The following is a 12,534-nucleotide window of genomic DNA, read 5'->3' on the forward strand; positions in this document are numbered from 1 at the left end:
CCATCGCAGCGCCTGCCGTCAGTTGGATGCGGGTCGGGTGGCCGGGCGCACCAAACGCCGTTCGATGCGTCCCGCGACGGAGAAGATGAGGAACTCGCTGTCCTTGCCGATCTTCTCGCCATCCATGAGCCTGACCACGTCATCGATTCCGGAAACCGACTGACCGTCGATGGCGAGCAGATAGTCGCCCTCCTCCAGGCCGGCCTGCTTTGCAGGACCGTCCGGCTCGACTCGGCGGAGACGCACGGCCGTCGATTGGGAAACGCCCGCCTCAAGCGCGATGCGGCGCTGCAGATCGACCGTGTCGGCAGCAATGCCGATATAGGCGCGGCGAACCTGTCCGAAACGGAGCAGTTCGGAAACCACATGCTTTGCCGTATTGGAGGCGACCGAGAAGGCAATGCTTTGAGCACCCTGGATGACAGCGGTGTTGACGCCGATGATCTCGCCGGCGGACGACACGAGCGGGCCACCGGAGTTGCCGGGGTTGAGCGCAGCGTCAGTCTGGATGATGTCGTCCATCAGACGCCCGCTCGCCGCGCGCATGGAGCGCCCGAGCGCCGATACGATGCCGGCCGTCACGGTCCATTCGAAGCCAAGAGGATTGCCGATGGCAATGGCGATATGGCCACGCTTCAGGGTTTTCGAATCGCCAAGCTTTGCCCAGGCGCCCGACCAATCGTTGGCGCGGATGAGCGCAAGGTCCGTGTCCGGATCCCGGCCGAGAACCCTGCCCTCGACGACCGTTCCTTCGGGGGTCGTGATCCTGACGTTCCTGGCGTCGTCCACCACGTGGTTGTTCGTAACGACAAGGCCGTCGGGCGAGATTGCAAAGCCGGAACCATGGCCCGCGCGGCCACCGATCCTTTCGATCCGGCTGACTGCGGGGCCGACGAGATCGACCGCCGCGGATACAGAATGAGAATAGGCATCGAGCAGCCCGGCATCGGAAGACGGCTGGATGTCACGATCAATGAAGCCCATTGAAAACTCCTCGGACGCTTGTGGCGTCGCAGTGAGGAACGGCAGCGGCTGCGGAAAAGCGAGAAGCTGTCAGTTCGACAGGTTAAAGTTAACACTGAGGTGATGTGGCCGAGGCCAATATTCAAGACTCGCGCCGGCGGCGCTCGTTGCGAGGCGAGCCGGCGGCGGACGCCAATCGATCTCCCGGCAAGATCTTGCACGACTCTCGCCCGCGCCTCGTCCATGCTGCGCATCGCGATTCCGACGGTCAGCACATTGCCGGCTATATCCAGAGCCCGAACTGTGCCATGAACGGGAATTGTTTCGGCCCTCCTGTTGACGTAGGTGATGATGAAAAAGATCGGTTTTCTCTCGTTCGGACACTGGACGCCCTCGCCCCAATCGCAAACGCGCTCGGCGTCGGACACGCTGCTGCAGTCCATCGACCTTGCCGTCGCGGCCGAGGAACTGGGCGCGGACGGAGCCTATTTCCGGGTGCATCACTTCGCCCGCCAACTTGCTTCGCCGTTTCCGTTGCTCGCGGCCGTCGGCGCCAGGACGAGCCGCATCGAGATCGGCACCGCCGTCATCGACATGCGCTACGAGAACCCGCTTTACATGGCCGAGGATGCCAGCGCCGCGGACCTTATCGCCGGCGGGCGCCTGCAGCTTGGCATAAGCCGCGGTTCGCCCGAGCAGGTGATCGATGGCTGGCGTTATTTCGGCTATGCTCCGGAGGAGGGCCAGACCGACGCAGACATGGGCCGCCGCCACGCGGAGGTGTTCCTCGATGTGCTCAAGGGCGAGGGTTTCGCCCAGCCGAATCCGCGGCCGATGTTCCCCAATCCACCCGGCCTGCTGCGCCTCGAACCCCATTCCGAGGGGCTTCGCGAGCGAATCTGGTGGGGTGCCGGCTCCAATGCCACCGCGGTCTGGGCAGCCAAGTTAGGCATGTACCTGCAGAGCTCCACCTTGAAGGATGACGAGACTGGCGAGGCCTTCCACATCCAGCAAGCCAAGCAGATCCGTGCCTATCGAGAGGCCTGGAAGGAAGCGGGCCATGCCCGCGAACCGCGTGTCTCGGTCAGCCGCAGCGTCTTCGCCCTGGTGAACGATCGCGACCGGGCCTATTTCGGCCATGGCAACAAGGAACAGGATTCGATCGGCTTCATTGACGAGAACACCCGGGCGATCTTCGGCCGTTCCTATGCCGCCGAGCCGGATGCACTCATCGAGGAACTGCGAAAGGACGAGGCGATCGCGGAGGCCGATACCCTGCTTCTGACCGTCCCTAACCAGCTCGGCGTCGAATACAACGCGCATGTCATCGAGGCGATTCTCAAGCATGTGGCCCCGGCCCTCGGCTGGCGCTGAGGCACAACCTCAAAGCCGCACCGCAGAGCCGCTGCCCGCGGCTCTACCCCGGGCGCGACATCAACGGACTTTCTTGGCCGCGTTCGCTCCGCTCCACAGCGAACCCGGGTTGGCGCGATTCGGATGAAGTTCGAGCATGGCGTCGTAGAGTTCGCGCGGTGTTTTCGTTGTTTCATCAAGACGGTTGAAATCTCGAAGATATTGCCGCGTTTCGGCAATGTTGCGCGGGTCGTCGTCATTCTCAGGTATCTTGTGGCCGGCCACCACCGCCTTGGGCTCGAGTGCTTCGAGTTTGTCCAGCGCGGCAATCCACTCCAGCCGGCTTTGCTTGGTGGTCTCTGCGAGATAGGGATGAATTCCGTTGTAGACGACGTCACCGGCGACGATCAGCCCGATCGAGGGGACATGCAGGCTCGTGGAAAAGGCCGTGTCGGTCTGGCCGGTATCGACGACGACGAGCTTGTGCCCTTCCAGTTCCAGCATGTTGCCGTCGAGCGGCTCTGCGGCCCGCAGCCGTTCGGGTATCTGGCCCGGCACGCGCTTGCGCCAGAAGCCGTCGATCGTTTCCGGCGTCAGTTGCGCCTTCATTGCCTCAACAATCACCGGCGCCGCAACAGCCCTCGCGTGCGGAAAGCGCTCGAGGAGCGTGGCAATACCGAAGAAGTGGTCGCCATGGGCATGGGTTATGTAGATGGCCGTGAGGTTCTTGCCGCTTGCAGCCACCCAGTCTGCCAGCCTTTGTGACTGATCGGTCGTCAGAAACGTGTCGACCAGGACCGCATCACGCTCACCGTGGATGAGGGTCGACGAATTAGCGACCCAGGCCCATTCTTCCTGGCCGGGCGGCACGTCAGGCGTCAGCCCAGGACGTCGTATTGTAAACACTTGCCAGCCAAGAGCGGTGTCGCTTGCTGAATACACTGCCATCTCCGTGGTTATCGATTGGACGTTCAAGGTCGAACCATGTGGATCCGCAGGTCTTCGCGCGAGTTTAAATGTGCGAAGAATTGATAATGCGAAGACGGCGCCTCGGTTCCTTTGGCTTGGGATCGACAGATATGGACCGGCTTGCGCGAGTGAGCATCCCGCACAAAAAGACCCCCAGTCACGAAGGCTGGGGGCATCGCAGGCAATAGCTTAGGGGGACCGTCGGCCTGCAAAGCCCAAACCACCTTGTCGGGGGACCCGTGGCTTGGGATCTATAAATTCTCCAATACCTTGCGGCGCTGGTTGCTGTACTGTCCTCACCAATACAATAGCACCGAAGGTGTTCACGAACTCGTCACACCTAAGCGAGCGACATGTGAGCGTCCGGCAGTCCCTTGACTCCCGAAAAAATTAGAACATAATAGGAACACTGCCGTCCACCGTGCGGCCATCAACAGAAATCGTCAAAACTGGAGGCCGCGCATCCGCGCGGAGTTGTCGCGTGCGCAAGCTGGTGTGGCAGGAAAGACATGACGAGGATCTGAAGTGGGAGGTGGAAGCCGTACTCGCCTGGCACGACGAAGACGCGCGGGCAGCGATCGCCACGCTACTGCTCGACTGCCAGCATCTGCGTTTGCAACTCGCCTTGGCGGAGGACACAAACCGACAGCAACACACGGCTGATGGCGTTGGACCAAGGCCGTTTGAATTTCCGCGGAGCCGGCATAGATTGGAGCCATGAGCGGATTGGGCGCGCGATCAGCGCGGAACCGAATATTGGCTGACAGTCTGGACGTGCCTGCCGGCGGCGGTGCGTTTTCATTGCCTCGCGTTGCAATCGGTATTTTCCTGGTGGACCAGGCCCGGCACCGCATAGCGCTCGGATCGGACAGGAAGAGGCAGATACCGCTCTCGGCAGGTGAAGGCTGGATCCTGCCGGCTCACGCCTCTGGCACGTGCGAATACGACGAGGCTCTCTCCTATCTCAAGCTGGAATTGCCCGACACGCTGCTCGATGAGGTCGGTTTCGAGAATGCGCGCGGCTTTGAACCGCTTGTGGGTCGGCTCGACCCCCTTCTTGCGCAGTTCGCCCATCAGATGGTGATGAATGAGCAGGCGCCACGATCGCTCTATCGAGAGACAATGGAACTCGCCATCGCGGCCCATCTGGCGCATCTGCTGGCGCCCTCCTACCCGATCCCCGCTCGCGCGGGAGACCGGCGCCTGCGGCGGGCAATCGCCTACATCCACGACAACATCTCGGCCGATCTGTCGCTCGACGAGATGGCCGCGGAGGCGGCAATCAGCAGGTTTCATTTCATCCGCGCCTTCACCAAGGCGTTCGGAAAGTCACCGTTGCAATACGTCATCCATGAGCGAATGAAACTCGCCCGCGTCTTGCTCACGACGACGGACGCGCCAGTTGCGGTGGTGGCAGCCAGAGTCGGCTACGAGGACCCTTCGCGTTTCGGCCGGCATTTCAGGCGGCACACCGGCCTGACGCCCGCGGCGTTCCGGCAGAGCCAGCGCAGCTGAAGACGGTATCACAACAGCAATAAACGCCTCGCGATCGGCACGAAACGCTCCTGCGCGTTCCCGCCGGTCCTGCGATGCTCCTCCCATGATCGCCCGGTGGGCGTGGTGACGGGAGATGCCTTCAATGAGACTAGTGGCGCTATCTGCAATCGGTGCGGCGATGATGAATGCTGGCGCCTTCGCAGCCGATATCCAAACCCGGGAGGTCTCGTTTCGGAATGAAGGAGCGACGCTGGCTGGCACGCTCTATCTTCCGCCTGACTACAAGCCAGGCGAAAGACTGCCCGGCGTCGTGGTCACAGGCGCCTGGACCTCGGTCAAGGAGCAGATGGCCGGCCTCTATGCCCGGGAGATGGCGGAGCGCGGTTTTGCAGCACTTGCCTTCGATTTCCGCGGCTGGGGCCAATCGGGTGGCGAGATCCGCTACAAGGAGGACCCGGCGGCCAAGACAGCCGATATCATCGCTGCCGCCGACTACATGGCGACGCGGCCGGAAATCGATCGAGCGAGCATCACCGGGCTCGGAATCTGCGCATCGGCCGGGTACATGGCTGCCGCGGCCGCAGATAACGACACGTTCAAGGCCGTGTCGCTGGTCGCGCCTTGGCTGCATAACACCGAGATCGTCGAGCAGGTCTATGGCGGCGGTGATGGCGTCGCCAAACTCATTGCCACGTCGAGGAGCGCGGAGGAAGCCGAGCGCGGCGGCCAACCGCAGATCATCACGGCCGCCAGCATGACGGACCGGGCATCGCTGATGCATCAGATCCCCTATTACACGGAGAGCGGCCGCGGCCTAATTCCGGAATACGACAACAAGTTCAATCTTGCCTCGTGGGAGCCTTGGCTGACCTACGATTCCGTGTCGATCGGCAGCCGCCTCGACAAGCCCATCCTCATCGTCCACTCAGAGGCGGCGGCCGTCCCGCAGGGAGCCCATGCCTTCTTCTCGCGCCTTCGCGGCAATGCAACTGAAGTCTGGCTCGATGATGTCACCCAGTTCGACTTCTACGACAGGCCGGAGGACGTAACGCGCGCTGCCGATGCCACTGCGGACCATTTTACGCGAATCCTCAAAGGCCACTGAGCTACGCTATCTCTCGGAGGAAATTATCATGAATGGCCTTGCCCTCATGAGCGCAATTGGCGCGCTGTCCGCCTGCCCCGCGTTGGCGTACGCTGAGAAGATCAGCCTTCACGACCGGATGGCAATCATCGACACCATCACCGACATCGCTGCCGGCGCCGATCGCCATCAGTGGGAGCGCGTGCGCGGTGCCTTCGCCGACAAGGTGACGCTCGACTACACCAGCCTCTGGGGCGGCGAGCCGGTCACACAGCCGGCCGAAGAGGTCGTCACGCAGTGGTCGGGCTTCCTGCCGGGGTTCGACGAAACCCTGCATCTGCTCTCCAATTGCACGATCGTGGATAGCGGTGACGGGGCCGCCGTGGCGGAAGCCGATTTCCAGGCCTTGCATCGCATCGACCAGGACAGGTGGAGCCTGATGGGTCACTACCGCTACGAGCTCACAAGGATCGACGGGGCATGGAAGGTAACCCATCTCGTCATGCGCCACAGCTTCGAGAGCGGTGACCGTGGGCTGGTGGGCCGTGCCGCGGCGCGGGCCGGTCGGATCCGGTGACCTGAGACAGTTGCCCTATAACACCAACCATGGAGATCAACATGCGCACTGCCCGTGCTGTTCAAACCCTGCTCATTTCCGCCGCAGTCACCTTGGGAGAAAATGCCGTGGCCGCCAGCCCCGAGGAAAACCGACAGGTGATCGCCGACTACTACGCGACCTATGCCACCGGCGACATGGAACGGGTTGCGAACTTCTTTGCAGACGACATCGAATGGCATATTCCCGGACATCATCCGCTGGCCGGGACGAAACGCGGCAAGGCGGAAGTAGCCGCGTTCTTCAGGGAGCTCGGGAAGGCCGGCTTCAAGGCCGAGCTCATGGCCCTCATGGCCGACGAGAACTGGGTGATCGACATGCATCGTGGATGGTCGAACCGCGAGGGAGCTTCCAACGTTGATACGACCTGGGTGCTCGCCTTCCGGATAGAGGACGGCAAGATCCGCGAGGCACGCAACTTCGCCTACGATCAGGCCGCCGCCGACAGCTTCTTCTGGCATGCCTATCCGCTGAAGCCGCTTCCGAGCCGGCTGTTAGACTGAACGCGCCGCGACATGTGCCCTTCGTCGACGCGCAATGAAGCCTTGTTCGAGCCTTCTGTCATGTCTCCGCAGGCGACCGACCCTCACGCGTCCCATGCGGCGGCGCTGTCGTATCATGTCTCAGAGAGGCTCTCGCATAGAGGCCGTCACGCAAGAGCATTCCGGTCCACATGATGAGCTTCCTGATGGACCGGAGCATCTGTCTCACCTTCCAGAGAGAGTTTTGATGTAGGCGCGCCATCCGCCGAGTTCGGTGATCTCCTGTGCACCGGCGACGGCATGCGCTTCGCACAGGAAACCGGAAACCTGGGAACCATCCGCCAGGGTGACCTTGCCGATGCCGAGAGGCGCCGGGATTTTCTGCACGAACTGGCCGAAGACCGCCGGGCTCACCTTCCAGACCTCGACCTCCACTCCCCTACCATCGAAGCCTGGATCACGAACGAGGCCCGGCTTGGGCGGCATCGTATCCGGCAGTACGAAGAGGCGATAGTCGCCGGCCGTCCGGCAGGTTCTTGCGAGCTTGCCATCGTTTGCGCTGAGCTCGTGGTTGAGCGGCATGCCCGTCAGGTGCGCGCCAACGACCATGACCGTGACCAGCCCATCATCCAGCTCGGCAACGCGGCTTGCCTCGGGGAGCAGGGCCGTGCGGTCCTTGCCCATGCCGACGCCAAGCGCGCGATGCAATGCATCGGCGAAGGGCGCCAGCGCGTCGTCGCTGAAGGCGGGGCCGAACAGGGTGACGCCTCCGGGCAGGTGGCCATCGGCGTCGAAACCGGCGGGGATGGCGATCGCCGCATAGCCGAAGAGGTTGGCGAAGTTCGTGTACCGGCCGAAGTGGCCGTTCTTCACGATGGGATCGGCAAGCATCGCCTCGACCGTGTAGGTCGTCGGCGAGGTCGGCAGCATCAGCACATCGACCTTTTCCCATTCGACCAGCGTCTTCTGGCGCAGGGCCTCCAGCCTGTAGCGGCCCTCGAAGGCGGCAACGGCGTCATAGCCGCTCGCCCCCTCGATGATCGTCCGCACGGTCGGATCGAAGTCGGCGGCATTGGTGGCGATGAAGTCCTTCACTGCCGCCAGTCGCTCGGCGACCCATGGGCCGTTATAGAGCAACTCGGCCGCCTGGCGGAACGGCGTGTAGTCGAAGGACACGATCGTCGCGCCGAGCGCTTTCGCCCGCTCGATCGCGGCATCATACAGAGCTTCATAGGCCTTGTTGCCGAAGAACTCTCGCTCCTTGTCGCCGAGAATACCGACCCTGAGGCCTGATGCCGGCAGGCTTGCGGGTTCTGCCGGCCGTGAGAAGGGATCGGCGGCATCATAGCCGTCCACCACCTGCCGGATTGCAACGCCATCGCCGACCGTCGCGGCAAAGACGGTGACCACATCGACGCTGCGGCAGGCCGGCACCACGCCGACATTCGGAACAAGCCCCGGAGTCGGCTTGATGCCGACGAGATTATTGAAGGCTGCCGGCACGCGGCCGGACCCTGCCGTATCCGTGCCCAGCGAGAAGCTGGCGAGGCCGGAGGCGACCGCGACCGCCGAACCCGAGCTTGACCCCCCGGAGACATAGGCCTTGTCGAACACCGAACGCGGCGCGCCATGCGGCGAGCGCGTGCCGTTGAGGCCCGTGGCAAACTGGTCGAGATTGGTCTTGCCGATGACGAGTGCGCCTGCTGCCTTCAGCCGAGCGATGACCGTAGCGTCTTTCTCCGGGTGATAGGCGTAGGCTGGGCAGGCCGCGGTCGTCGGCAATTCGGCGACATCGATATTGTCCTTCACGGCAAACGGGATACCCCACAGCGGTAGGCTGTTCGGTTTCGGCGCGCGCGCAATCAGGTCCCTCGCCGCCGCCCGAAGGTCGTTCTCCGGCGTTTCCGTGATGAAGATCGCGGGATCGTCGGAGGCCTTGCGGCGGGCGATAACCTCTTCCACGAGGTCGAGCGGCGAAAGTCCGTTTGCGTAAGCGGCCTTGACCGAAGCGAGATCGAGAATGGCAGGGAGCATCAGATTTCCTCTAGCACGACCAGCACATCGCCGGCCTTGATATTGCGGCCCGGACCGACGCGGAGATCGCGAACGGTTCCTGCGGCATGGGCGGTGACATTGATTTCCATCTTCATGGATTCGATGATAGCGAGCGTGTCGCCTGCGGAAACAGGCTGGCCTTCCTCTACCAGAACTTTCCAGACATTTCCGGGCACGGCGCTCTCCACCCCAAAGCAACCCTGGGGAATGTCGCCGTCGAGACCGTTGCCGGTTCCTTCGTCTGTGACGAAGCTGTCGAGGCCTTGCTCCTTCCAGCGCCGGCGTTCTGCCTCGAACGCAGCCTGCTGCATCGATTTGAAAGCGGAGATGCCGGGCGCGCCGGCGGCGAGTTCCGCCTCGTAGGCCGCGTATGAAAATTCGCCTTCCTCGATGCGTACGGGATAGCCGCCGTGCGGAAAAGCAGCGCGCGCCTCCGTCAGTTCCTCATGGCTGACGGGGAAGAACCGGATCTGGTCGAAGAAGTCGAGAAGCCACGGCTTGCCCTTGGTAAAAAGCGGCGTCTGACGCCAGCTATTCCAGACCTGGATCGTCCGACCGAACAGTTGGTAGCCGCCGGGGCCTTCCATTCCATAGATGCACATATAGGCGCCGCCGATGCCGACGGCGTTTTCGGGCGTCCAAGTACGCGCCGGGTTGTACTTGGTCGTGACCAGACGGTGGCGCGGATCGAGCGGCGTTGCGACCGGAGCACCCAGATAGACGTCGCCCAGCCCCATCACCATATAGCTTGCCCCGAGGATCGTATCCTTGACCGCCTGCTCATCCTTCAACCCGTTGATGCGGCGAATGAATTCGATGTTGGAAGGGCACCAGGGCGCATTCGGTCGCACGAGCTCCTGGTATTTCCGCATGGCGAGCTGCGCGTCAGGATCATTCCAGGAGAGCGGCAGGTGGATCGTGCGGCTCGGGACCTTGACGTCCTGCACCGCCGGCAGGCTTGCCTCTATCTCGCCCAGCAGCCCGAGCAGCCGCCTGCGTGTCAGTGCCGTCCCGTCATAGTGGACCTGCAGCGAACGGATGCCCGGCGTCAGGTCGATGAGGCCGTCGAGCCTGGCTTCCCCAACCGCCTGCATCAGAAGATGCGTCCGAAGCCTGAGCGCGATGTCGAGCTGCATTGGGCCGTATTCGACGAGCAGGTTGTCGTCCCCCTGCCGGCGATAGACCACCGGCACCGGTCCGTCCTCGCTCTTGCCGATGATGGCGGAGCCGGCCTCTTCGCCGATGCGCCTTACCGCGGGACCGGCGATGGGGTCGTCGGGTCGCGTGACGGCGTGGAACCGGATCGTGTCGCCCGGCTTGAACTGCCCCATCTTCCATTGCTCGTCGCGGGCGACCACCGCCGGGCAGACGAAGCCGCCAAGGCTCGGGCCGTCAGGGCCGAGAATGATCGGCATGTCGCCGGTGAAATCGATGGCGCCGACCGCATAGGCATTGTCGTGCAGGTTGGAGGGGTGAAGTCCCGCCTCGCCGCCGTCGGCACGCGCCCATTTCGGAGCGGGGCCGATGAGGCGCACGCCGGTGCGCGCGCTGTTGAAGTGCACCTCGTACTCGGTAGCGAAAAGTGTCCCGATATCCTCCTCGAGAAAGAAATCCGGCGCACCGTGCGGCCCATAGACCACGCCAACCGACCATTCCCGCGTCAGCTGGGCGGGATCGTCGGCGCGTTTTGGTGCCGCCTGTTCGGCGCGTGCAAGCCTCAGCACATGGCCCGCACGCAGGGTGCCCGTGGCATTGCCGCCGAACTGGCCGAGCCCGAATGTGGCGCGCGATCCAAGCACGACGGGAGCCGCAAACCCGCCCGCCACGGCGAGATAGGCCCGCTGGCCAGGACCCTGGATCGTTCCGACCGAGAGCGTCTGGCCGGCATTTACCGGAACTGCGACGTCATGCGAAATCGGCAAGCCATCGAGCGTCATCGGCATATGCGCTCCCGCCAGCGCGATCACCGCATCCGAGAAGAAGCGCAGGACGGGACCCGAGACCGTCAGCTCAAGCGCCGCCGTCTCATCGCTATTGCCAACCAGGCGATTGGCGTGACGGAAGGAGCGTTCGTCCATCGGACCGCTCGGCGGCACGCCGACATGCCAGAGGCCGAGGCGTCCCGGCAGCTCCTGCAGGCTCGAATGCGCGCCGGGTGCGATCACCTCGACGACATCGGGAACGAAGGCGAAGTCCTTCAACGCCGTCGTCGCGACATCCCCGCTTACGAAAAGGTCGGAAGCGGCGATAGCTCGCAGATAGTCCAGATTGGTCTCGATGCCGGAGAGCGCTGTCTTTTCAAGCGCGTCCGACAGCGCCGCAATGGCTGATGGCCTGTCGCACGCCGAAACGATCACTTTGGCAAGCATCGGATCGTAGAATGCAGTCACCTCCGTACCGGTCTCGACCCAGCCGTCGACGCGGACGCCATCCGGGAAGACGACCTCGGTCAGCAGGCCCGCGCTCGGACGAAAGCCGGCATGGGGCATTTCTGCATAGACACGCGCCTCGATGGCCGCACCTCTCGCCACGAGCGCCTCCCTGCCAGTCAGCACATCCTCGCCGGCTGCCTGGCGGATCATCCACTCGACCAGATCGATGTCGAAGACTGCCTCCGTTACCGGATGCTCGACCTGCAGCCGGGTATTGACCTCTAGGAAGTAGAATTCCTCCCGTGCCGGATCATAGATGAACTCGACCGTGCCGGCGGACTCGTAGTTGACTGATTTGCCCAGAGCGACCGCCGCAGCATGCAGGCTGGCGCGCACAGCATCCGGAAGGTTGGGTGCCGGTGTCTCCTCGATAACCTTCTGGTTGCGGCGTTGCAGCGAGCAGTCGCGCTCGCCCAGCGCAATCACGCGACCCTTGCCGTCGCCGAAGATCTGGACCTCGACATGGCGGGCCCTGGCTACGAAGCATTCGAGATAGACGCGTGCATCGCCGAAGCTCGCTCGCGCCGTGCGCTGCACGGTCGCGAAGACCGCCTCGAGTGCTTCCGGGCCGTCGCACAGCTGCATGCCGATGCCGCCGCCGCCGGCCGTCGACTTCAGCATTACCGGATAGCCGATCTGCCGGGCCGCAGCCAGGGCGGCCTCGGCCGTGTCGAGCAGGCCGCTGCCGGGGAGAAGTGGTACGCCGCTTTCGTGCGCCAATTCGCGTGCGGTATGCTTCAATCCGAAGGCCAGGATATTGTCCGGCCGAGGCCCGATGAAGGCGATCCCTTCATCCTTCAACCGCTCGGCGAAACCGATGTTTTCCGACAGGAAACCGTAGCCGGGATGCACGGCCTCGGCACCTGTGGCCCTGCAGGCGGCAATCACTGCATCGACGTCGAGGTAGCTTTCGGACGCGGGCGAAGGGCCGATACGCACGGCCTCGTCGGCCATCAGGACGGCCTTGGAAAACCGGTCTGCGTCGGAATAGACGGCGACGGATGCAATGCCGAGCGTCCTCAAGGTTCTGATGATCCGGACGGCTATCTCGCCCCGGTTGGCGATGAGTACCTTTGTGAACAT

General features: G+C 63.3%; 10 protein-coding genes. 6 read left to right on the top strand and 4 right to left on the bottom strand.

Annotated elements, in window-relative coordinates; genetic code table 11:
* Positions 1 to 18: 18 nt before the first annotated feature.
* The gene (locus tag EV286_RS16895; RefSeq protein WP_132958310.1) at positions 19 to 984 is read right to left on the bottom strand and encodes a trypsin-like peptidase domain-containing protein; all 966 of its coding nucleotides are present in this window, start codon (positions 982 to 984) and stop codon (positions 19 to 21) included.
* A gap of 330 nt (positions 985 to 1,314) precedes the next feature.
* Between EV286_RS16895 and EV286_RS16900 the strand changes: the two genes are divergently transcribed.
* Positions 1,315 to 2,337, top strand: coding sequence for an LLM class flavin-dependent oxidoreductase (locus EV286_RS16900; RefSeq protein ID WP_132958521.1), 1,023 nt, complete (start codon positions 1,315 to 1,317; stop codon positions 2,335 to 2,337).
* 60 nt (positions 2,338 to 2,397) lie between these two features.
* Here the strand turns inward: EV286_RS16900 and EV286_RS16905 are convergent, their stop codons facing one another.
* On the bottom strand, positions 2,398 to 3,264 hold the full coding sequence (locus EV286_RS16905; RefSeq protein ID WP_132958311.1) for an MBL fold metallo-hydrolase: 867 nt from the start codon (positions 3,262 to 3,264) through the stop codon (positions 2,398 to 2,400).
* A gap of 502 nt (positions 3,265 to 3,766) precedes the next feature.
* Between EV286_RS16905 and EV286_RS32505 the strand changes: the two genes are divergently transcribed.
* The 5 genes from EV286_RS32505 to EV286_RS16930 all read left to right on the top strand — a co-directional run bounded on the left by EV286_RS32505 (position 3,767) and on the right by EV286_RS16930 (position 6,985).
* Entirely contained in the window at positions 3,767 to 4,006 is a 240-nt protein-coding gene (locus tag EV286_RS32505; RefSeq protein WP_132958312.1) for a hypothetical protein, read from the top strand.
* 35 nt (positions 4,007 to 4,041) lie between these two features.
* Positions 4,042 to 4,800 (top strand): AraC family transcriptional regulator, encoded by a 759-nt coding sequence (locus tag EV286_RS16915; protein WP_245500733.1) that lies wholly within the window; start codon positions 4,042 to 4,044, stop codon positions 4,798 to 4,800.
* Positions 4,801 to 4,924: 124 nt separating this feature from the next.
* Entirely contained in the window at positions 4,925 to 5,887 is a 963-nt protein-coding gene (locus tag EV286_RS16920; RefSeq protein WP_132958313.1) for an alpha/beta hydrolase, read from the top strand.
* 28 nt (positions 5,888 to 5,915) lie between these two features.
* Positions 5,916 to 6,443: a nuclear transport factor 2 family protein gene (locus EV286_RS16925; RefSeq protein ID WP_245500734.1), complete on the top strand. Its 528-nt coding sequence runs from the start codon at positions 5,916 to 5,918 to the stop codon at positions 6,441 to 6,443.
* Positions 6,444 to 6,484: 41 nt separating this feature from the next.
* Positions 6,485 to 6,985, top strand: a complete 501-nt coding sequence (locus EV286_RS16930; RefSeq protein ID WP_165932866.1) for a nuclear transport factor 2 family protein — start codon at positions 6,485 to 6,487, stop codon at positions 6,983 to 6,985.
* A 204-nt stretch (positions 6,986 to 7,189) separates the two neighbouring features.
* Here the strand turns inward: EV286_RS16930 and atzF are convergent, their stop codons facing one another.
* Positions 7,190 to 8,998: an allophanate hydrolase gene (gene atzF / locus EV286_RS16935; RefSeq protein WP_132958314.1), complete on the bottom strand. Its 1,809-nt coding sequence runs from the start codon at positions 8,996 to 8,998 to the stop codon at positions 7,190 to 7,192.
* A complete protein-coding gene (gene uca, locus EV286_RS16940) occupies positions 8,998 to 12,534 on the bottom strand; it encodes an urea carboxylase (RefSeq protein ID WP_132958315.1) in 3,537 nt (1,178 codons plus the stop codon). The genes atzF and uca overlap by 1 nt, the downstream gene beginning before the upstream one ends.

The sequence above is a fragment of the Rhizobium sp. BK251 genome, from assembly GCF_004345245.1.
Classification (GTDB): domain Bacteria; phylum Pseudomonadota; class Alphaproteobacteria; order Rhizobiales; family Rhizobiaceae; genus Rhizobium.